Annotated in this window: 24 protein-coding genes, 1 tRNA gene and 1 pseudogene; 19 read left to right on the forward strand and 7 right to left on the reverse strand. The window is 56.4% G+C overall.

Features of this window, described 5'->3' with window-relative positions; genetic code table 11:
• The coding region (locus WBM93_RS08305) for a (2Fe-2S)-binding protein (RefSeq protein WP_424430751.1) at nt 1-497 on the forward strand (497 nt) is incomplete at its 5' end.
• Between the two features lie 27 nt (nt 498-524).
• Here the strand turns inward: WBM93_RS08305 and WBM93_RS08310 are convergent.
• On the reverse strand, nt 525-2687 hold the full coding sequence (locus tag WBM93_RS08310; RefSeq protein ID WP_424430754.1) for a TonB-dependent receptor: 2163 nt from the start codon (nt 2685-2687) through the stop codon (nt 525-527).
• Nucleotides 2688-2846: 159 nt separating this feature from the next.
• Here WBM93_RS08310 and arsC point away from each other — a divergent pair, with 159 nt between their 5' ends.
• Both arsC and WBM93_RS08320 read left to right on the forward strand, forming a co-directional pair.
• Nucleotides 2847-3197, forward strand: coding sequence for an arsenate reductase (glutaredoxin) (gene arsC / locus WBM93_RS08315; protein WP_424430756.1), 351 nt, complete (start codon nt 2847-2849; stop codon nt 3195-3197).
• 40 nt (nt 3198-3237) lie between these two features.
• On the forward strand, nt 3238-3969 hold the full coding sequence (locus WBM93_RS08320; RefSeq protein ID WP_424430759.1) for a ParA family protein: 732 nt from the start codon (nt 3238-3240) through the stop codon (nt 3967-3969).
• A 15-nt stretch (nt 3970-3984) separates the two neighbouring features.
• On the opposite strand, the gene WBM93_RS08325 is transcribed toward WBM93_RS08320, so the two are convergent.
• Entirely contained in the window at nt 3985-6354 is a 2370-nt protein-coding gene (locus WBM93_RS08325; RefSeq protein WP_424430763.1) for a putative bifunctional diguanylate cyclase/phosphodiesterase, read from the reverse strand.
• Nucleotides 6355-6442: 88 nt separating this feature from the next.
• Nucleotides 6443-8173, reverse strand: coding sequence for a fatty acyl-AMP ligase (locus WBM93_RS08330; RefSeq protein ID WP_424430766.1), 1731 nt, complete (start codon nt 8171-8173; stop codon nt 6443-6445).
• Nucleotides 8174-8358: 185 nt separating this feature from the next.
• On the opposite strand from WBM93_RS08330, the gene WBM93_RS08335 reads away from it, so the two are divergent.
• The 4 genes from WBM93_RS08335 to WBM93_RS08350 all read left to right on the forward strand — a co-directional run bounded on the left by WBM93_RS08335 (nt 8359) and on the right by WBM93_RS08350 (nt 10609).
• Nucleotides 8359-8877: a regulatory protein RecX gene (locus WBM93_RS08335; protein WP_424430768.1), complete on the forward strand. Its 519-nt coding sequence runs from the start codon at nt 8359-8361 to the stop codon at nt 8875-8877.
• Nucleotides 8878-8978: 101 nt separating this feature from the next.
• Nucleotides 8979-9599 carry a cold-shock protein gene (locus WBM93_RS08340; protein WP_424430771.1) on the forward strand — a complete coding sequence of 207 codons (621 nt, stop codon included), beginning with the start codon at nt 8979-8981 and terminating at the stop codon, nt 9597-9599.
• 17 nt (nt 9600-9616) lie between these two features.
• The gene (locus tag WBM93_RS08345) at nt 9617-10120 is read left to right on the forward strand and encodes a DUF192 domain-containing protein (RefSeq protein ID WP_424430774.1); all 504 of its coding nucleotides are present in this window, start codon (nt 9617-9619) and stop codon (nt 10118-10120) included.
• Between the two features lie 81 nt (nt 10121-10201).
• Complete coding sequence (locus tag WBM93_RS08350) at nt 10202-10609, forward strand: NADH:ubiquinone oxidoreductase subunit NDUFA12 (protein WP_424430777.1); 408 nt, start codon at nt 10202-10204, stop codon at nt 10607-10609.
• A gap of 23 nt (nt 10610-10632) precedes the next feature.
• On the opposite strand, the gene WBM93_RS08355 is transcribed toward WBM93_RS08350, so the two are convergent.
• Nucleotides 10633-10872: a hypothetical protein gene (locus WBM93_RS08355; protein ID WP_424430817.1), complete on the reverse strand. Its 240-nt coding sequence runs from the start codon at nt 10870-10872 to the stop codon at nt 10633-10635.
• Here WBM93_RS08355 and WBM93_RS08360 point away from each other — a divergent pair.
• Nucleotides 10792-11043 (forward strand): annotated as a pseudogene (locus tag WBM93_RS08360) (DUF2155 domain-containing protein); the annotation flags it as partial. The gene WBM93_RS08355 and the pseudogene WBM93_RS08360 sit on opposite strands and share 81 nt — an antisense overlap.
• A 35-nt stretch (nt 11044-11078) precedes the next feature.
• On the opposite strand, the gene aat reads toward WBM93_RS08360, so the two are convergent.
• The gene (gene aat / locus WBM93_RS08365) at nt 11079-11918 is read right to left on the reverse strand and encodes a leucyl/phenylalanyl-tRNA--protein transferase (protein ID WP_424430780.1); all 840 of its coding nucleotides are present in this window, start codon (nt 11916-11918) and stop codon (nt 11079-11081) included.
• Nucleotides 11919-11981: 63 nt separating this feature from the next.
• Nucleotides 11982-12887 (reverse strand): hydrogen peroxide-inducible genes activator, encoded by a 906-nt coding sequence (locus WBM93_RS08370; RefSeq protein ID WP_424430783.1) that lies wholly within the window; start codon nt 12885-12887, stop codon nt 11982-11984.
• Nucleotides 12888-13014: 127 nt separating this feature from the next.
• On the opposite strand from WBM93_RS08370, the gene WBM93_RS08375 reads away from it, so the two are divergent.
• From WBM93_RS08375 to WBM93_RS08390, 4 genes are all read left to right on the forward strand, one after another.
• Nucleotides 13015-13194, forward strand: coding sequence for a hypothetical protein (locus WBM93_RS08375; protein ID WP_424430785.1), 180 nt, complete (start codon nt 13015-13017; stop codon nt 13192-13194).
• A gap of 86 nt (nt 13195-13280) precedes the next feature.
• A complete protein-coding gene (gene nhaA, locus WBM93_RS08380; RefSeq protein ID WP_424430788.1) occupies nt 13281-14474 on the forward strand; it encodes a Na+/H+ antiporter NhaA in 1194 nt (397 codons plus the stop codon).
• Between the two features lie 97 nt (nt 14475-14571).
• On the forward strand, nt 14572-15285 hold the full coding sequence (locus WBM93_RS08385) for a TIGR02594 family protein (protein WP_424430791.1): 714 nt from the start codon (nt 14572-14574) through the stop codon (nt 15283-15285).
• An 83-nt stretch (nt 15286-15368) separates the two neighbouring features.
• Nucleotides 15369-15764, forward strand: coding sequence for a YbaN family protein (locus tag WBM93_RS08390; protein ID WP_424430794.1), 396 nt, complete (start codon nt 15369-15371; stop codon nt 15762-15764).
• A gap of 135 nt (nt 15765-15899) precedes the next feature.
• On the opposite strand, the gene WBM93_RS08395 is transcribed toward WBM93_RS08390, so the two are convergent.
• Nucleotides 15900-16280: a PilZ domain-containing protein gene (locus WBM93_RS08395; protein ID WP_424430797.1), complete on the reverse strand. Its 381-nt coding sequence runs from the start codon at nt 16278-16280 to the stop codon at nt 15900-15902.
• 261 nt (nt 16281-16541) lie between these two features.
• Between WBM93_RS08395 and WBM93_RS08400 the strand changes: the two genes are divergently transcribed.
• From WBM93_RS08400 to WBM93_RS08430, 7 genes are all read left to right on the forward strand, one after another.
• Nucleotides 16542-16617 (forward strand) — tRNA-Trp (locus WBM93_RS08400).
• A gap of 28 nt (nt 16618-16645) precedes the next feature.
• The gene (locus WBM93_RS08405) at nt 16646-17035 is read left to right on the forward strand and encodes a VOC family protein (protein WP_424430800.1); all 390 of its coding nucleotides are present in this window, start codon (nt 16646-16648) and stop codon (nt 17033-17035) included.
• 65 nt (nt 17036-17100) lie between these two features.
• Complete coding sequence (locus tag WBM93_RS08410; protein WP_424430803.1) at nt 17101-17988, forward strand: phytanoyl-CoA dioxygenase family protein; 888 nt, start codon at nt 17101-17103, stop codon at nt 17986-17988.
• Nucleotides 17989-18022: 34 nt separating this feature from the next.
• Nucleotides 18023-18715: a DsbA family protein gene (locus WBM93_RS08415; RefSeq protein WP_424430806.1), complete on the forward strand. Its 693-nt coding sequence runs from the start codon at nt 18023-18025 to the stop codon at nt 18713-18715.
• Nucleotides 18709-19284, forward strand: coding sequence for a hypothetical protein (locus WBM93_RS08420; RefSeq protein WP_424430809.1), 576 nt, complete (start codon nt 18709-18711; stop codon nt 19282-19284). The genes WBM93_RS08415 and WBM93_RS08420 overlap by 7 nt, the downstream gene beginning before the upstream one ends.
• Before the next feature lie 143 nt (nt 19285-19427).
• Nucleotides 19428-19622 (forward strand): preprotein translocase subunit SecE, encoded by a 195-nt coding sequence (secE, locus tag WBM93_RS08425; RefSeq protein ID WP_424430812.1) that lies wholly within the window; start codon nt 19428-19430, stop codon nt 19620-19622.
• Between the two features lie 28 nt (nt 19623-19650).
• Nucleotides 19651-19820, forward strand: a 170-nt coding sequence (locus WBM93_RS08430; RefSeq protein ID WP_424430815.1) for a transcription termination/antitermination NusG family protein, incomplete at its 3' end; no start/stop codon positions are given.

Here is a 19820-nt window from a genome sequence, read left to right on the forward strand (position 1 = left end):
TGGACCCTGAAACGCCGCTGCTCTGGGCGCTGCGCGATGCGTCGAATCTGACCGGCACCAAATATGGCTGCGGCACCGGCGATTGCGGCGCCTGCATGGTCGAGGTCGACGGCGAGGCCATCCGCTCCTGCCTGGTCACCATCGGCGAGATGGAAGGCCGGTTTGTCACCACCATCGAAGCGCTGTCGCGCGATCGCAGCCATCCGGTGCAACAGGCATGGGCAGCGGAAAACGTCCCGCAATGCGGCTTTTGCCAGTCCGGCATGATCATGGCTGCGGCGGTATTGCTGAAGAAAAATTCCAATCCGTCGAAAGCCGCGATTGACGAGGCGATCACCAATATCTGCCGCTGCGGGACTTATCCGCGCATCCGCGAGGCTATCCAGCGCGCCGGACGCGTAGCACGGGGAGAAGCGGTGCTCAGCGCCGCGCCGCCTCCGGGCATCGATCCGGGAGACGCCGCCAAGGCTGTCCCGGCGCTGACGCCTGGGAAATAGCTGGTGCGCCTGCGCGCCGCCAAACCCCTAAAAGCCAAACTTCACGGTAAGCCGGGCATTGAGCGGTTCGCCGGTTGAGATATTGTCGTTATTGTGGACCGACGGATAATATGTCTCGTCGAACAGATTTTCGACATTGAGCTGGACCTGCACCCGCTCGCTCATATCATAATAGATCGCCGCATCGACCCGGGTGAATGCCGGGATGCGAACCGAGTTATCATTGGTAGCGAATTGACTGGATTGGTGGGTCACCCCGACACCGGCTGCAAATTGTTCGGTGAAGTCATATTTCGTCCATAGGGAAATCATATGTTCAGGCACCTGAAACAGGCGCAAATCCTGACCACCCACACTGGCTGCGTTGCGCTGCTGGCCGTCGAGATAGCTATAGCCTGCATTGATCTGCAATTGATCGGTGAGCTTGCCGACCAGCTGAAATTCAACGCCTTCGGTCCGCGAGCCGGACAGCGTCGTGTTGCCCTGATTGTCGAGCAGGATTGACTGGTCGTCGCGATCGAGCCGGAACAGCGCAGAGGTCAGGCTGAGCGCAGGCGTCAGATCCCACTTCACGCCAATTTCGTAATTTTCGAATGTCTCTGGCGCGAGATTGGCATTGATCGGATCGAGCGTCAGGAACTGGTCGCCCGACCGCGGCAGGAAGCTTTTCGCATAGCTCGCATAGATCGAGATATTCTCCTGTGGTTTGTAAATAGCGCCAAATCGAGGCGAGAATTTTTCGTCCGTCCGGCTTAACAATATGCCGTTCTGGATATCATTTACGTCAAGATCGAATCGGTCAAAACGCACGCCGCCGATGATATCGAAATGATCACCGATACTGATCTGGTCCTGGACATAAAGCGACAGGAATTTAAGATCGGACATGGTGCTGCGATTAAGCACCGGAAAAGTGAAAGCCGGAACGGCAATCGGATCGGTCAATGGCACCACCACCTGATCGTCATTGCTGGCAGCAAATAAAACGTCCTGCCGGGCATTGGCGGACTGCTGCTGGCCGATTTCATAACCGAGCAACAGGCTATGGCCCAAAGCGCCGGTCTCGCCGGTCCACAGCAGATTGCCCTGGGTGATGAAATTTTCGCGGTCGGTGGTGTCGACATAACCGTCAAGGGTGACGGAATTGGCGGTGGGCGTCAGCCGGATGTCGTTGCTGCGGGCGTCTACCGGATAAATATTGCGATAGAGCTTGTCATAATCCCCATATTGCGTGGTCGAGCTGAAGCTCAGTTCATCCGTGAAGTCATGTTCCACCCGCAACTTCACGATATGGGCTTGCAAGGTCGTCCGGTTGGTTCCCGGCTGACCAAACAACGTATCCCGATAACCGGTGAGCGGGCCGCAAGGGGCATTGAGCGAACATGGGTTGCTGGCAGCGCGTAACTCCGCAGGATTACCGCGATCCACGGCGCGATCATCGTCGACATATTCGTAGGACAGCAATAGCCGGTTATTGTCATCCAGCTCGGCGCCGAATGTCGGGTTTACCGCAATACGCCGACCGTCGTAAAAATCGCGATGGTTGTTGAATTCCTCATACAGGCCATTGAGCCGGAAAGCGGCTGTGTCGCCGATAGGGAGATTCAGGTCCCCCGCGAGATAATAGGCCCCAAAACTGTCAACACTGGCGGTTGTTTCACCAAACTGGCGATCGGCGATTGGTGATTTGGTCACGCGATTGATAATGCCGCCGCCGCCGCCGCGTCCGAAGATCATCGCATTGGGGCCTTTGTGGATCTCGACCCGCTCGATATTGTAGAGCGGCCGGAAATATTGGACGTCGTCGCGAATGCCGTCGACGAAGAAATCGGCGGTGGTATTCTGTCCCCTGATGGTGATCTGGTCGCGATTGCCTTCACCCTGCCCGATCGACGCGCCCGGCGTGTAGCGGAGAATGTCGCCGATATCCTGGAGCGCCTGATCATCCAGTTGTTCGCGGGTAACCACCGAAACCGTCTGCGGCGTATCGATCAGCGGCGTGTCGGTTTTCAAACCCGCGCTGCTGATTGCGACATAGCCTTCTTTTTCGCCGGTAACGATGATTTCCTGATCATCCACAAAGCCTTCTTCCCACACCTCCTGGACCGTTGCATGTACCGGACTGGCCACAATCGCGACCAGGCTGACAGAAGTAAAGTAGCGCAACGGACGGCGCGGAAAATTATTCACAGATAAACTCCCTCATTTGAGAATCATTCTCAATAGGCTAATCTGCTAATGAGAATGGTTATCAAATGCAACAAAGAATATTGCCCCGCCGGAGTTTTTCTTTGAATCCATTGCCGGACTTGTGTTTATGTCGCAGTTTCGGCGCAACAGGAGAGAATTATGAAGGCCACCATCTGGCACAATCCGAAATGCGGCACATCCCGCAAAACAATGGCGATACTGCAAGAATCCCCCGACGTTGATCTGACAGTCATAGAATATCTGAAAAACCCGCCTACCCGTGCCAAGCTGGAACAGCTTTTCAGCGATGCTGGCATGACCCCGCAGGAAGGCTTAAGGGTACGCGGATCGCCCGCCGAGGAGCTCGGGCTAACGAAAAATGGCGTTAAGGCCGATGAGATCCTGGATGCCATGGCCAGGGAGCCAAGCCTGATCAACCGGCCGCTGGTCGAGACTGACAAAGGGGTCCGGCTGTGTCGTCCTCAGGATCTGGTACAGCAGATACTCTGATGCGACCGGCTTCCAGCGGGTCTAGAAACCGGGAAAGATGATGTCGGTAATCGCAGTTTACAGCATGAAAGGCGGGGTCGGCAAAAGCTGTACCGCGGTGAATCTTGCGTGGAACAGCGCAGTCGGCAGTTCGCGACGGACATTGCTCTGGGATCTCGACCCGCAGGCCGCGGCTTCGTTCATTCTCAAGGGGGACAGCGCCGAGAAAGATCGCGCACGCGCCTTGGTTGCCGGTAACGTCAAGCCAGGCAAGCTGATCAAACATACAGACATAGACAATCTGGATCTGCTGGCAGCGGACTTCTCGCTACGCGGTCTTGACCGGCTGTTTTTCCAGATCGGCAAAAAGCGGCATCTCGGGAAACTGCTAAAGCAAATGGGCAAGGATTATGACCGGATCATCCTCGATTGCCCGCCTGGCTTGACGGAGACCAGCGAACAAATCTTGCGCAATGCAGACATTGTAATTGTTCCGACCATTCCATCGCCACTCTCCGAACGCGCGTTGACCGATGTGCAGATGTTCCTCGACAGTGCCGGGAAAAAGCACGCACCGTTGCTGCCCGTATATACAATGGTTGATCGGCGACGAACCATCCACAACCAGGGCCTGATCAGAAAACCGAAATGGCCGGTCATCCCGATGTCCAGCGCGGTTGAGCATATGACGAAATTACAGATGCCGGTCGGCAGTTTCGCACCGCGCAGCCCTGCCGCCCAGTCCTATGCCAGGATCTGGCGCGGGATTGAAAAACGGTTGGCTAGAAAATAGGCGGGGAAGACGAGCCTACGCGGATTTTTTACTATATTCCACTGTCTCGGCATCGAATTTGCTGAACAATTTTCTTGCATCTTCGGTGACCATCGGCCGACCGAAATAATAGCCCTGGATTTTGGTGCAACCCAGCTTCTGGATCATCCGGACTTCTTCTTCTGTCTCCGCACCTTCGGCGGTCGTAGCCATTCCGAGACTATCTGCCATCGCCACTACCGCACGAATGATGGCAAGACTCTCCGGCACCTTCTTTGCAGCCCCCTGGACAAAGCTACGATCGACCTTGATCGTTGTGAAACGTGTTTTGCGCAAATAGCCGAGCGAGGAATAGCCGGTGCCGAAGTCGTCAAGCGACAGGTTGATCCCCAATGCTATGATCTTATCCAGCATTTCCGCTGCTCCGGCACCTTCGCGCATGAAGATGCTCTCGGTCACTTCGATCTCCAGACGACTTGGGGGAAGCTTGCTATCATCGAGCGCCGACACGACGGTAGCAAGGAAGTTAGGTTCGGTCAGCTGATCGGCGGAAACATTCACGGCGATCTTGACGGTCGTTGGCCAATTCATGGCTTCCTGACAGGCGGTCCGCAAGACCCATTCGCCGATCGGAATAATCAGCCGCGCATCTTCTGCCACGGGAATGAATTTGACCGGAGAAACATTGCCAAATTTGGGGCTGTTCCAGCGCAGGAGCGCTTCGAAACCGACAACGCTTCCGGTATCAGCACTGACCACTGGTTGATAGTTTAACGACAATTCGTCATTCTCCAGCGCCTTGCGTAGAGAAATCTCCATGACCCGCCGCTCTTCCGCCTGGACGTGCAACTTCGGCTGATAGTGATTAAACGCGCCGCCGCCCTGATCCTTGGAACGATACAGCGCAAGATCGGCACTGCGCATCAGCATTTCGACGGTGCGCCCATCCCGCGGACCAATCGCGGTCCCGATACTGGCGCCGATATAAAGTGGATGCTGGTCGATTTCATAAATTTGCGATAATGAGTCGATGATTTTTCGCGCCAATATTTCCATATATTCAACGTCGCGGGCGTCCTTGATCACAATCGCAAATTCGTCACCGCCCAGGCGACAGCAGAGTTCGTTGTCGGTCATGATCGATCGCAGCCGGTCAGAGACGCGTGCCAGCAAGCGATCGCCTACCGGATGCCCGAGCGTGTCATTCACCGCCTTGAACCGATCGAGATCGATCATCATGAAGCCGCAGCGACCGTTCCATTTTTCGGCCGCTTCCAATGCCTTTGCGAGCGTTTCGGTCATCTGCAAGCGGTTTGGCAGACGGGTCAGCGTGTCAAATCTCGCCAATTGCGAGATTTTGTCTGCCGATTCGCGTTGCTGGGTTATGTCCGACCCGACACCACGAAACCCGTGGAACACGCCGCCATCATCGAGTTTTGGCGAAGCAGACAATTCCCACCAGCGGTTTTCGCCGTTGATCTGGACGGGCACAAGCATGTTGCTAAAACTATCGCGGCGCTTCAGCTTGTCGGCCAGTTCGTGCAATGCGGTCGAGAATTTTCCGCTTTCCCAGGATTCGCCGGCGACCAGTTGCAGGAACGGCTTGCCTTCAATCGCTTCGGGAGACTGCCCTATAGCATGGGCAAATCGTGGTGAGACATGGGTTATGCGCCGTGATGTATCTGTTTGCCAGAGCCAGTCGGCGCCGGTGTCCTCAAATTCCTTGAGCAGAAGACTGACCACTTCACTTTTTTCGTTTAGACTGGCCTCCGAAACCCGTCTGTCGATGAACGAGCGACCGGTCTTGAGGCATGCGGAGATCAACAATACTGCGATTGCCACCGACGCAACCGCCAAGTCAACACTGCCGATATATAACCAACCAAGGGTCATCGCCGCGCTCAACGACGCAATGAACAAAATGCTGCTTAGCGGTATCGCTGAGAATATCATCGCCGATCCGACCATCAGACAGATCATCATCGCCCAGAGCGAGTTTACCGTCATGAGGTCCGCGCCATATGAGAAAAGCAAAAAGCCGAGGCCCCAGATCGACCCGTCGGCAAAAGACAAGAGGTTGACCATTCTGGTTTCGGCGCGATCGACAGATTTTCGCTGCGATGCCGCCTGTTTGCGGAACCGCAGATGGGAATAGATACATAGCGCGATGATTGCCGCCAGCCAAAGACCGAGGAACAGAATGTTGATCTGGCCGATACCCCATTGCAGGGTCAAAAGACCGCAAACGATCGCTGAAATAATTTTCAAAAAACTGTGCTGCCGGGTACCATTGATCTGCAAAGCACGGATCCGCCCCCAATCGACCCCTTCAGGGTCGGTCAGGCCAAGTAGAACGCTCAGCGGGATATCCCGCGGCAAACCGGATGATGTAATGTTTTTTTCCACGGCTGACCATTACGCCAGAAATCTTAGCGAAACGTAAGCATCGACCTAAATTTTCAAGCTTTTTCCGATTGGAAAAAATCAGCTGCGTTCAGGCAGCAACCGCATAAGGTTGAATATCACCGGAAAGATAGAGATTCCGGGCCTTTGCGCGGCTTAACTTGCCGGAACTCGTGCGCGGCAAAGTCCGCGGCGGCACCAGTTCTATCACGCAATTCATCCCGGTAATGGCTCTTACCTTTTCCTTGATCTCGTTCAGCAACCGCAAACGCTCGATTTCATCCGAGGTCCGGCATTGGACGAGCACAGCCGGCGTTTCTTCGCCGCCGGGCGTGGTGATCGCAAAAGCGGCAATATCGCCAGCCTTGAAGCCGGGCAATTGTTCAACTGCCCATTCGATATCCTGAGGCCAGTGATTCTTGCCGTTGATGATGATCATGTCCTTGGCCCGGCCGACAATGTAGAGATAGCCATTCGACAGATATCCCATGTCCCCGGTATCGAGCCAGCCGTTCACCAGACAGGCGTCGGTTGCCGCCTGATCACGATAATAGCAATCCATCACTCCGGGGCCCTGCATCCAGACCTTGCCAACGGTTTTTTCAGCCAGCACCGCGCCGTCTTCCGCGCGGATTTCCAGCAGAGTATCCCGCACCGGTTTGCCGCAATTGACGATCGCGCGGAAGCGTTTGGGACGGCTTCCGTCACGCTGTTTTTCGCCCGAAAGCTCGGTTTCTTCAACCAGTTCCACTTCCATGCCTTCGCCTGATGGCATCAGGGTTACCGCGAGCGTCGCTTCGGCAAGTCCGTAGCTCGGCAGGAAGGCCTTGGCATCAAATCCTGCTGGTGCGAAAGCATCGGTAAACCGCTGCATCACATCAGGCCTGATCATGTCAGCGCCATTGCCGGCCAGCCGCCAACGCGACAGGTCGAACCTTTCCTTCACATTGGACAGGCTGCCGATACGCCGCGCGCAAATTTCATAGCCGAAGGTCGGTGAGAAGCTGCAGGATGTCCCCTGATGGCGCGTAATCAGATCGAGCCACGAAAGCGGTCGCCGCGCAAAATCGGAGGTCTTGAGATAATCGGTAGAAACCTGGTTTGCGACCATCGACAGGAAGCAGCCGACCAACCCCATATCGTGATAGAAAGGCAGCCAGGAAATGCATCGGTCGGTGTCGTTGATCAACATACCATGAGCGTGCGAGCCAAGATTATGCAGCAACGCCTTGTGCGAAACCGCAACCCCGTGCGGGAACCGGGTCGAACCGCTGGAATATTGAAGATAGGCTATGTCGCTGCTTTTCGCGGCCGGCAATTGCGCGTCGGGAGCATCCTGCTGGCTGAATGCATCCCAGCCGAAAACCGGAATGTCACGGGATTGGCCTGCAGCGCCCGCCAATTCGGCAATCTCGTCCGGGAATAGCAGGAGCGCAGGATCGCAGCTGTCGAGTTGCACGCCGATCTGGTCGATATAGCTTTCCTTGCCGCCAAAGGATGTCGGCAATGGCAGGGGAACCGGCAATGCGCCCGCATAGACAGCACCAAAAAACAGCGCGCAGAATTGCGGCTCGGTATCCGCAATCAGCGCCACCCGATCGCCGGGCTTGATACCAGCTGCGATCAGGCGCTTTGCTGACGCCAAGGCGTCGTCGCGCAGTTCGCTGAACGGGTAGGCCCGGACAAGAGAAGCCCGGGCATCGTGGAAGTTGAATCCCTTTTGTCCCTGAGCCGCATATTCCAGTGCATCTCCCAACGTATCAAAATCGGAGAATCGACGAGGAAGTTCGTCCTTTGTCGGGGTTGCAGTCAATTCGGTCATCCAATATCCATTTCCGGAAGGTCCAGCCTCCCTAAAAACCAATCTTTTTATTTCGCTAAGGGAGTTAGGTGTTTTTTTACCTCCCTTTAACCTGTTCTGCCATCGTCATTGATAACCTCTGGCGTTTAAATTTCGGCCCGACTGTGGCACAAAAAGGGCAAACGTCAAACCGGAAGGCCAAGCCGTTGAAAAACAGCGCTAAAACGTTAGATGGGGAGAGCCTGAATCGGCTCGCTATACGGTATGTAGAGCGATATGGAACGAGCCGTAAAAAACTGGCCGGATATCTACAGCGGAAAATTCGCGAACGGGACTGGCAAGATGCCGAACCGCCCGCAGTCGAACAATTGGTCGAGCGCATGGCCACTCTGGGCTATATCGACGACGCTTTATACGCCCAGAACAAGGCATCTGCCCTCACCCGGCGGGGATACGGAACACGGCGGGTGTCGCATGCGCTGTATCAGGCGGGTATCAGTGAAGAAGACGGGCGCGAGGCCTTTCGGATCAGCGAAGCAAACAGCTGGGCCGCTGCCGAAAAATTCGCCCGCAAGCGGCGGATAGGGCCGTTCGCAGAAACCCAGCAGGAAGCCGATAAATGTCGAAAGCAACTGCAAGCCTTTCTGCGCGCCGGCCACGATTTCGATGTGGCGTCACGCTTTGTCTTTGCCAAACCGGGCGAAGAAATAGCGCAGGAAGACTAGGGTCATGAATCGCTAGTTTACGATTATTATGATATAAGCAGCACACCGAGTCGAAAAGTCACAGACTGTTGATTTAGCTTAGTTTTGTTCGGAGATGCATCGTGGCAAGCTTATTTGCGGAACCAGACCTTGCGGATAGTCACACGACTCACGCCGGCGAAGGCGACCATCCGGCAACCGACGTGGAGCCCCTGCGCACCAAGGGCCGGGTAAAATGGTTCGACAGTCATCGCGGGTTCGGCTTCATCGTTCCCGACAACGAAGATTCGGGCGATAATGGCGCTAAATCACAATCGGATATACTGATTCACTGGAGTCTGCTTGAATCGCTGGGCACGCGGGAATTGCCGGAAATGGCGCTGGTCACTTGCGAATATGTGGTCGCGCCCAAAGGACTCCAGGCAACAAAAATTCTCGAAATCGATCTTTCCCCTTGCGCGGCAGCAAATGACCGGCCCGCGGTTTCAGGCGCGCATCAGGCACCACACGCGATCGAAGATGAATCCGCGTATACCGACGCAGTGGTGAAATGGTTCAATCGCGCCAAAGGCTACGGTTTTCTTGTGAGCGACGATCTCGGCGGCGATATTTTCTTGCATATGGAAACACTCCGCGATGCAGGGATTGCAGATGTCATTCCGGGACAACAACTGCTTGCCCTTATAAAAGACGGCGATCGCGGCCACATGGCCGTGCAAGTCTGCCTGCCAACATTAGCCTGAATCAGAAGCCCTTTCGAATGAACAAGATTCCCAAAGCGATCGCGCTTTCCCTAATGCTGCTTTCCGGTTTCAGCCTGGGGGGGTGCTACGCCCGGACCGGTGAAACCGCAGCAAACAGCCAGCAAGGTGAATTGGCGCTTTCCGAAGCTGGCCTCAAGCAGGTCCCGCTCAGCATTCGAACGTCGGACGCGGTGCATGGCTTTGTAGTGGAAGTGGCAGAAAGCGGCGATCAACAGGCCCAGGGCTTGATGTTCCGGACCCGGCTGCCGTCTGACAAGGGCATGATTTTCCCTTTCGCGGAGGATCGCGTCGCGAGTTTCTGGATGAAGAACACCGTAATCCCGCTCGATATTATTTTCATCCGCCGGGACGGGACAATAGAATCGATTGCGGCTGATACCATACCCTATTCGCTCGACCCGGTTCGTTCCAATGAACCGGTTGCCACGGTACTCGAAATTGCAGCAGGCCAAGCTGCAGCACTGGGCATCGAACCGGGCGACAGAGTCACCTGGCGGTGAGCATCCCCGCATCCGCCGACATCCTTCCCATTTGACATTTTTTCATTGCGGACCGCGTGTCTGCAGGGCTAAGCGAACGTGATGAGCATATTGGCAAAAATATTCACTTGGTGGGACGGGGCAACTATCGGCACGGCCCTGTTCAGCGCCCGCAACGGAAAACGCATCGGCGAGGATGTGTTTGGCAATATATATTTTCAGTCCAAAAAAGCGGGTTCCGGCCATCCCGCAAAACGGCGCTGGGTCATTTATAATGGCGCCAATGATGCCAGCCGTGTGCCGCCCGAATGGCATGGCTGGCTCCATCACAGCTATGACGAGATTCCGGAAAGTCATCTGCCACAGGCCCGCATTTGGGAAAAAGAGCCAAGCGGAAACCTGACCGGCACCGCGCAAGCCTATCGTCCGGCTGGTGCACTGGAAGAAGGCGGTCACCGTGCGGCAGCAACCGGTGACTATGAATCCTGGAACCCTGCCGAAGCGGAATGACAGGCATGGCGCGCCACTCCCTTTTATTTTCGATGCTGGCTGTCACAGCTCTGCTGACCGGCTGTGGCTGGCTCGGCGACGATGTCGATGAAAAAGCGACCGGTCAGGCCGCTGAAAAAGCTGAGGCTGCGGCAACCGATGAAGATCTGGTCGCAACGGCGACCGAACAGCTCGGGACTCCCATGGCCGAGCGCGTGGCGACGCTCGGTTTCCTCAACAAGCGCAACGGCCTCACCCGGGATCTCGAGTTGCGACCGGGCCAATCGATCCGTATCGGGCGTGCGATTGTCCGTTTACGCGCTTGCGAGAAAACAGCGCCCTGGGAGCTCACCCCGGAACAGGGTGCCTTTGTGCAGTTGCTGGTCAATGAACGGCCACCCAATCGGCCCGGTGACGATCAGTGGAAACGTGTTTTCTCCGGCTGGCTATTTCGGGAATCACCCTCGCTGAACGTGGTCGAGCACCCGATTTATGACGTCTGGGTCAAAAGTTGCGCAATGAGCTTCCCCGGCGAAGAGGATGCACCGGCAGATTCTGCGAATCCGACGGCTCCGCGAGCTTCCTCGTCCAATCTCGCCAACAGCTCATCCAGCGCACCGAATGAAACCGTGCCGGAAACCGATGCGCCTTCGACCCCGGCAGCGCGATCTGCTCCTGCTGCGAACAGTCCGCCGGACGATGTAATCGGCGATCTGATCGCCGAAACCGACGACGGCGCATAGCCTCTCACCCTTCTTAGGTCCTTCAGATAGTCTTCCTGACTGATTTCTATCGCTCCCAATGACGCCAGATGGTCGGTCATGAACTGACAATCGAGCAGGCAGAATTCTCCAACCTTGAGACGGGCCACAAGCCATGCCAATGCCACTTTGGAAGCGTCGCGAGTGTGCGAAAACATGCTTTCGCCGCAAAATGCCCCACCGAGTGCCAAGCCATAGAGGCCGCCGACCAGCTTGTCCTCGCCGGTTGCTTCATCGACCTGCCAGCATTCGACGCTATGCGCATAGCCGAGTTGGTGGAGCTGGTTGAACGCCTCTTCGATCTCGGCATTTATCCAGGTTTCCTTGCGATCCTCCGTTTCGGTGGCGCAAATGGCGATCACGTCGGCAAAGGCGCTGTCGGTGGATACCCGAAAACGGTCGGATTTGATGGTTTTGCCGAGTGAACGCGACATCCGGAAATTGTCGAGCGGAATAATCGCCCGGGCTTTCGGTTCAACCCAGAAGGTTTCCGGATCATCACGCGCGTCCGCCATCGGGAATATACCCGATGCATAGGCTTTCAGCAGCAGGTCGAGATCAATGGTCATACACTGCAGATAACCGGATCAGCCGCGTTCGCACAGTTAGAAATCCACACCGGTGACAATCGCTCAAGCGGCCATCAACACCCGGGCTTCTTCGGCAATTTTTTCCGCGATCGCCGCATATTCTTCTGCAAAGCCGGCATTGGTACGCCAGGCGGCACCGATACTACGGGTGACGGACCAGCCTTCGACTTCGAGCAAGGCGACGTCTCCGCCGCGATCCAGTTCTGAACGCACATAGAGCTCCGGCAGAATCGCCAGTCCCAGACCCGAAGCAACCATTTGTCGCACGCTGTCCAGACTGGTGCCCTCATAGTCACGCAGCAGATTCATATCATGCAGCTGGCACTGACGCGCCACGTCGCGGTGGAGATGGTGACGACGATCCAGACTGAGCACTGGCAGACCTGCGAGATCGGGAAGGGTGAGCTGCTTGTGTGATGCAAGCGGGTGGTCTGGCGGTGCGACCAGAATCAGCGGTTCGCGAAACAGCGGTTCGATTTGCAAATTATCGCCTTCGATCGGCAAAGGACCCAGCAGCATATCGATCGAGCCTTTGGTCAGTTCCATCGCTTGCAGATCGGGGATTCCTTCGCGCATGTAGAAGCGCAGGTCCGGACGGGTGCGGTGCAGAGCCGCGATCACCGGCGGCATGAGATAAGGCCCCAGGGTTGGCGAAACACCGAAGCGCAGGATCCCTGCCAGGCTGTCGCTCGCCCGTTCCGCCAGATCACGGATATCCTTTACCTCGACCAGTACCCGGCGCGCACGATCGGCGATCTCCCGGCCTACGGGAGTCAGCTCGGCACCATGGGTTCGCCGTTCTACCAACGTCACGCCCAGCCTCTGTTCCAGGGTGCGCAACTGATGGCTCAGGGTCGGCTGTGAAGCACCGGCGGCCTGGGCCGCCTTGCCGAAATGGCTATGGTCGGCGACCGCAACAAGATATTCAAATTGGCGTAAAGTCGGCATGATGCAGCCACTCCTTGCTATAGAAATAATCTATCGATTCATACAAATCCATTCGATTGGGTTTATCACCTCACTTTCGCCATATCAACCTTGTCGATGCCGACGCACGACAAAAAAAGGATATGTCGTGGAAAGTTACAATAGCAACCTGACCCGCAAACGTCGCCTGCCGGAAAAACCGATTGGCAGCGGTCACGACAAGCGCGAGCGGATACGCGAGCTGGAAGAAATGCAACGCAGCCTCGCAGAGCGCATCCGTACCAAAGAGCGTATTGTAAAAGACGACCGGGCAGCGGAAACCGGATAGCTCCCATCTCTTTCCCCCACCTCCGGGGCGGCAGCATACCCTCAAGTGCCGGCCGCCCCGCTTTTTGAAACCAGGATGATGCCCCGATGGTAAAAAAAATGCGCACGGCCCTGCAGGAATTTATTGCACTGGAATCCAGCGCAGGCATCATATTATTTGGTGCCGCCGTCCTGGCGATGGTCGCCATCAACGGCCCATTCGGATCCTATTATCTCGGCTTTCTCGACATCCCGGTAGCCCTGCAATTCGGCGGATTGGAAATTGCCAAGCCGCTGGCGCTGTGGATCAATGACGGCCTGATGGCGATCTTCTTCTTTCTGATCGGACTGGAAGTGAAGCGCGAACTACTCGAGGGGCAGCTTTCCAGCATCGAGCAGGCCTCGCTTCCGGCGATTGCAGCGTTAGGCGGAATGGCCATACCGGCTCTGGTGTTTGTATATTTCAACTGGAATATGCCTGAAAATATCAATGGCTGGGCAATTCCGGCAGCGACCGACATCGCTTTTGCGCTGGGCGTACTCGCCTTGCTCGGCAAACATGCGCCGGTTTCGCTCAAGATATTGTTGCTCGCGATCGCGATCATCGATGATATCGGTGCCATTCTCATCATCGCGCTGTTTTACACAACAGAGGTATCGAGCCTGTCCCTGCTGCTCGCGGGGGCTGGAACCATGCTGCTGTTCGCGATGAACCGACTGGGCGTAATTCGCACCGCGCCCTATATCCTTGTTGGTATTTTCCTTTGGATCTGTGTCCTGAAATCCGGTGTCCATGCGACTCTGGCGGGAGTGATCGCAGCGCTCGCGATACCTCTAAACGCCAAAGATGGCAGTTCTCCACTCAAACATCTCGAGCATTTTCTGCATCCGTGGACGGCTTTTCTGATTTTGCCCTTATTCGCCTTTGCCAATGCCGGCGTGTCTCTGGCCGGGCTCCGGTTGGATGATCTGATGGCGCCGCTCGCGCTCGGCATTGCAGCGGGACTGGTCGTCGGCAAGCAACTCGGGGTGTTCGGATTCATGTTTCTGGCCACCAAGGCCGGACTGGTGAAGCGGCCGGACGGCGTCAGCTGGTTGCAGCTATACGGCCTCGCCTGTCTGACCGGCATCGGTTTCACGATGAGCCTGTTCATCGGCAATCTGGCATTTGTTGACGGGGCGCAGATCGAGACGGTCAAGCTGGGCGTGATCAGCGGTTCGCTGGTTTCGGGGTTGCTGGGTTATTGTCTGTTGCGATGGGCCCCGGTTGCAAACCGTTCGGGCACGACAAGACCAGCTTGATAATCATACCCGCTCGAATCGACTTTGGGTGTCCGATGTGATAGAAAATTCGAAAAATAAGGTCGCGCTTTAAAACTCTTTTTGGGGAGCATGAGTGATGAACTTTATTGAATGGGTGCAACGGCGACTGATCGTGCATGGCTTCAATCCCGGACTGCCCGATGGCATCTGGGGTCGCAATACCCGGGCCGCGACGATTAAATTCCAGACCGCGACCGGCCTGGTTGCCAACGGCACATTGAACAGCGCTACCGTCGCCGCGCTGCGACTGGAATTCGATTCAGACACCAAGTCAAAAGCTCCCCCGGAAGCGGACCGGATGGAGGTTTTTCCCTGGATGGATCTTGCGATCCGCAAAAAGGGGCTGCACGAAGGCACCGACAACAGCCAGTTGCGCAAGTTTTTGAAGTCCGACGGCAAAACACTGGGCGACCCGGCGCAGTTGCCATGGTGTGGCGACTTTGTGGAAACCTGTATCGCGGTAACCTTGCCCGACTCGACCATTCCGACCAACCCCTATCTAGCAAGAAACTGGCTGAAATTCGGGCATACCGTCGATCCATGTTACGGCGCGGTGATGGTTTTCTGGCGGGGGAAAAGAAGCGGTTTCAGCGGCCATGTTGCCTTTTATTATGCCGAAGACGACACCACATATCATGTTCTGGGTGGCAATCAGTCAAACAAGGTCAGCGTTACGCGACTGAACAAAGACCGGCTTCTCGGTGCCCGGCTGCCCTTGGTCGGCGGTCCTTATGAACGATTGCGGATCAGTTCGGCAACTGGCGGAGAAATCTCGGTCAACGAAGCGTAGCGCAGCACCGCCAGAATCTTGCCAGCGAACCACGACGCACCGAAACTATCGGCGTTCGCGGCGATCCATGATAGGGCGACTGCATGAAGCGGCAACTCTATCTGGCAGCGGGACTGGTTTCGCTGGCACTCGGCAGCATCGGCGTCATTTTGCCGCTGCTGCCCACGGTGCCGTTTGTGATACTCGCGGCCTTCTGTTTCGCCAACAGCTCGCCGCGTCTTGAATTGTGGCTGGTCGAACACCGCGTCTTTGGCATCCATATCACAAACTGGCGCGAACGGCGGGCGATTACCCGGCGCGGCAAATGGGCGGCAACGGTGGCATTCGCGGTCAGCTGCGTGCTGGCATTGCTGTTTGTCAAACTGCCGTGGAACCTCGTTCCCGTTGCTGCGGCGCTGATTAGTGGTAGCTGGATCTGGACCCGCAACGAGCCCGATCCCGAAAAACGGGCTGCGCGCGCGCCTGCCCCGAAAGATTAGTTTTCGCAGCGTTCGCGTCTGTCATTCTCGCGTTCGACTGAAGAGAGGGAAATGTCGCGGCAGCAATGGTTGGAAGAGGTGCCTCGCTGGTCGGGCACGGCACGTCGGGCAGCCTGGTGAATGCGCAGCTATTATCTATTCGGTTATCACTTTTGCCGGATATTTTAACACATAGTGGTTCAGAACGGCCAGGTTGAGCAGATTTTTGAAAGCACAGCCCATACCGTCATTGCTATGCCGGACCACCTCGGCCTCGAGCGCGCCCAGACCTGGCAGCGTGAGCCAGCATAACGTGCCTGGATGTGCGGAAGTCAATGCGTCACAGGCAAATCCGGCGAGCGACATATCGGTCACTTGCACCGGAAAGCCGCTGGAGCAGGAAAATCGCATCCGTGCCGGAATCGCCAGCCGCTGGCGCGGGGCGCATCGGTCCTCTTCGGCTGCAATCGCATAGGGCAGCGTCCGCTGGTCGTCATTCGCAATTGCCGAAGGCGCGCGGGTTATTGAGTCTGGCATGTCAGTCTCCTGAGCCTGGGTTTCGCACTCGGTGGGTGTCGCTCTGGTCCATGAGTCGTTAGCGACGGGCCTATATTGACGATAACGGGTAAACCCCGCCTTCTCCCTAAAGGTAAACAGCCGTCCACTCTTATTTAACCATGTCGCGAGTTTATCCATATTGCGATTTGGCCTATGCTGATAGAATCACGCTTGCCGAAACCGTCATGGGCCGCTAAGGCGCGCAAACCGGCTGTTTCGCAAGGGTGATACGGCCCGTGCAGGAGTGTAGCTCAGTTGGTAGAGCATCGGTCTCCAAAACCGAGGGCCCACGGTTCGAGTCCGTGCACTCCTGCCATTTTTCCCATCAATATACTGAAATCTTCATGACCCAGTTTATTTCCGCCATCAGCCTGATCGTTCCCGACTATGATCAGGGAATCGCGTTTTATGTCGGACTGATGGGCTTTGAACTGATCGAAGATACCGAGTTGTCCGAAGACAAACGCTGGGTGCTGGTTGCTCCACCGGGAAGCACCGAAACCCGGCTCCTGCTCGCCAAAGCTGCCAACGAGGCGCAGGAAGAAGTGATCGGCGAACAGGCCGGAAACCGGGTCTTCCTGTTTCTCGAAACCTATGATTTTGATGGTGACCTTGCTCTGATGGAACGGGCGGGTATCGATATTATCGAAGCACCGCGAGTCGAAAGCTATGGCAAGGTGCTGGTCTTTCGTGATCCGTTTGGCAATAAATGGGACTTGATCGAACGGCACTAATATCCGATGCCGTAGCGTCACTGCATATGGTTGCCTGAACCCCAGTTTTCTGCCATAATTTCTCGATGATCGAGCAAACAACAGCACCCGCTGACGAGACTTTACTGGAGCCCTTTCTGGGCGGCAGAAGTTTCCCGCAATGCTGGGAACAATATGAAACCGACGGCTATGTGATTTTTCCCGGAATCATGCCCGGCGAAGAGGTGGAGCGGCAGCGCGCCGCGCTTCAACCATTCATCGAAGCCGATATTCGGGGGCGTAACGTCTTCGAAGGAGTCCAGTCCAATCGCATCTATGCGATGCTGGGCAAAGACCCGATCTTTGCCGACCTGATTATCCACCCGTTGCAACTGGCTTTCGCGACTCGCGAACTGGGTCGCTCTTTCCTGCTGTCCGCCTGCCTGGCGATAAATTTGCACCCGGGTGAAACCGTCCAGCCCTGGCATATGGACGATGACCATTGCCGCCAGCCGCTGCCGCGAAAGGCGCTGGGTGTCAGCACCTTCTGGACGCTCGATCCGATGACCGAGGATAATGGCGCGACCGAGATCATTCCGGGCAGCCATAAATGGGGCAATGTCGAACTGAACGGCGCCAACAGACCCTCCGATTTCGTGACCAAAGACCGCGGTGACCAGAGCGTCGATCCGGGCGCGCATAGCGGTGCGATCAAGGCTATCATGCCCGCCGGATCTCTGATGATTGCCAAAGGGAATTTATGGCATCGCGGCGGGGCAAACCGCTCCGCTGACACGCGGCTTATCGTCACTCCGCAATATTGTCCAGGCTGGATGCGGCCGCTGGAAACCATGTTGCTCGCTGTGCCGCCTGAGAAAGCGGTGGCCTTGCCGGAGCGCGCCCGGGAATTGCTCGGCTATTCGATTCACGAACCTTTCATGGGCTATGTCGACGGCATGCATCCGGGCAGGACATTGGCCGGTCAAACCGGCTGATTTCACAACCGGTCGTGATCCAGGGAGATGACAGATGAACGCCTTGGAAAGCGACGCGCCGCTGATTGTCTATGTCGACATCAAAAGCCCTTATGCCTTTGCCGCCATCCGTCCGACGATGGCGTTGGAGAAATCGCTGGATATGCGTTTCGACTGGCGGCCGCTGACTCTCGATATCCCGAGCTATCTGGGATCGGCGCGCAAAAGCGAGGGCAAGCTGATCGAAAGCAACCGCAGCGCGGACCAGTGGCAACGGGTAAAATATGCCTATCGTGACGCGCGCCGCTATGTCGAGCGCCAGGGATATATCCTGAAGGGCACCGAGAAAATCTGGGATTCATCGATCGCCAATATTGCTATCCTTTGGGCGATGCAAACCGGCCGTGACCGGCTCGGCGCCTATCTCGAAGCGGTCTATCCGCCCTTTTGGCGGCGCGCGCTGGATATCGAAAATATAGCTGTGGTCGAGGCCTGTCTGGAGCAGGCTGGAATCAATGCTGACGGCTTTGCCGCCTTTCAGCAAGGCGAGGGCCGCGCCCGACATGACGCCCTTCAGGCCCAGCTCCACCTGAGCGGGATATACGGCGTCCCAACCTATGTCTTTGACGGCACGATCCTGTTTGGAAGAGAGCATCTTCCCTATGTCCGCTGGCACCTAACCGGACGCGAAGGCCCGGCGCCCGATATCGCCTACGAGATTGATGTCCCGGAGACGCAGCGATGCTGACCGTCACCATCGATTTCAAATCACCCGCATCCTGTCTCGCGCTCGAACCGACATTGGCGCTGGCGCGGGAAACCGGGGTGCAGATTGACTGGCTCCCTTTCGGAGTCCGTCCGTTTTCCGTTCCCGAAGAGCAATCGGAGGAGACCGTGGGCCAGCGGCACCGCCGGGTCCGTGCCATCGCCCAGCGCAATATCTGGTTGCACTATGCAGCGGTTCAGGGACAACAGATGCGCTTTGCAGAAACGCCTGCCGGCAGCGATGCCGCGCTGGCGGCGATGGCCGGCATTGATGGTGACCCCGTGCCGTTCATCCGCGCCGCTTTTTCCGCTTACTGGACAGAGCAGGCGGACCTTGATGACGAAGCGGTGGTCGCGGCCCTGTTGTCCTCTGTCGAGATGGCCGTTCCCGACCCGCAAAAGGCGCGCGCGAAGCTGCTTTCCATCCAGGCGCAAACGGAAGAAATGGGGATTTTCGAGTCCCCGTCCTATGTCATTGCCGACCAACTCTTTGTCGGCCGGGAACATCTCCCGTGGATACGGTCGCTGATCGAAGCGGTTCCGGTCTCGTAAAATCCCACTCTTTTCTTGCGAATCCGGGAATCTGCGGTTAAAGGGCTGGTTCTTTCCGAAATCATGCATATATCCGAACACGGTCAAACGACTGACACCCGGAGTTTATGCGGAAACCGGAAAGCGAATTTAAGGAATCAAGCATGGCGAAAGTCAATCCAGGCGAATTCATGAATCAGGTCAAGGCCGAGACCAACAAGGTCGTCTGGCCAACTTGGCCCGAGACCGTCCGTACGGCGATTCTCGTACTGATCATGACGACTATTCTCGGATTGTTTTTTCTGGGCGTTGATACGATTTTTAACGGGCTTGTCGCCTGGCTCTTGAGCCTCGCTTAAATCCCACATAGATTTTTAGGTTATTCGCATGGCACGCTGGTACATCATTCACGCTTATTCGGGCTTTGAGCACAAGGTCAAGGAAGCCATTATGGCCGACGCCAAGCGCCTTGGCCTGACCGAGCTGGTTGAGGACATAGAGGTCCCGACCGAGACCATTACCGAAGTCAAGCGCGGGAAGAAGATCCAGTCGGAACG

This window comes from Parasphingorhabdus sp., assembly GCF_049667325.1.
Lineage (GTDB): Bacteria > Pseudomonadota > Alphaproteobacteria > Sphingomonadales > Sphingomonadaceae > Parasphingorhabdus.

Excerpts from the sequence above, each read along its gene's own strand:
- aat (WP_424430780.1), bottom strand. The coding sequence starts at position 11,918 with ATGACCATTGATCTCGACCTGCTGCTGAAAGCCTATGCATCGGGTATA.
- WBM93_RS08330 (WP_424430766.1), bottom strand. The coding sequence starts at position 8,173 with ATGACCGAATTGACTGCAACCCCGACAAAGGACGAACTTCCTCGTCGA.
- WBM93_RS08410 (WP_424430803.1), top strand. The coding sequence starts at position 17,101 with ATGATCGAGCAAACAACAGCACCCGCTGACGAGACTTTACTGGAGCCC.
- WBM93_RS08415 (WP_424430806.1), top strand. The coding sequence starts at position 18,023 with ATGAACGCCTTGGAAAGCGACGCGCCGCTGATTGTCTATGTCGACATC.
- WBM93_RS08345 (WP_424430774.1), top strand. The coding sequence starts at position 9,617 with ATGAACAAGATTCCCAAAGCGATCGCGCTTTCCCTAATGCTGCTTTCC.
- WBM93_RS08320 (WP_424430759.1), top strand. The coding sequence starts at position 3,238 with ATGTCGGTAATCGCAGTTTACAGCATGAAAGGCGGGGTCGGCAAAAGC.
- nhaA (WP_424430788.1), top strand. The coding sequence starts at position 13,281 with ATGGTAAAAAAAATGCGCACGGCCCTGCAGGAATTTATTGCACTGGAA.
- WBM93_RS08395 (WP_424430797.1), bottom strand. The coding sequence starts at position 16,280 with ATGCCAGACTCAATAACCCGCGCGCCTTCGGCAATTGCGAATGACGAC.
- WBM93_RS08370 (WP_424430783.1), bottom strand. The coding sequence starts at position 12,887 with ATGCCGACTTTACGCCAATTTGAATATCTTGTTGCGGTCGCCGACCAT.
- secE (WP_424430812.1), top strand. The coding sequence starts at position 19,428 with ATGGCGAAAGTCAATCCAGGCGAATTCATGAATCAGGTCAAGGCCGAG.
- WBM93_RS08390 (WP_424430794.1), top strand. The coding sequence starts at position 15,369 with ATGAAGCGGCAACTCTATCTGGCAGCGGGACTGGTTTCGCTGGCACTC.
- WBM93_RS08405 (WP_424430800.1), top strand. The coding sequence starts at position 16,646 with ATGACCCAGTTTATTTCCGCCATCAGCCTGATCGTTCCCGACTATGAT.
- WBM93_RS08385 (WP_424430791.1), top strand. The coding sequence starts at position 14,572 with ATGAACTTTATTGAATGGGTGCAACGGCGACTGATCGTGCATGGCTTC.
- WBM93_RS08420 (WP_424430809.1), top strand. The coding sequence starts at position 18,709 with ATGCTGACCGTCACCATCGATTTCAAATCACCCGCATCCTGTCTCGCG.
- arsC (WP_424430756.1), top strand. The coding sequence starts at position 2,847 with ATGAAGGCCACCATCTGGCACAATCCGAAATGCGGCACATCCCGCAAA.
- WBM93_RS08350 (WP_424430777.1), top strand. The coding sequence starts at position 10,202 with ATGAGCATATTGGCAAAAATATTCACTTGGTGGGACGGGGCAACTATC.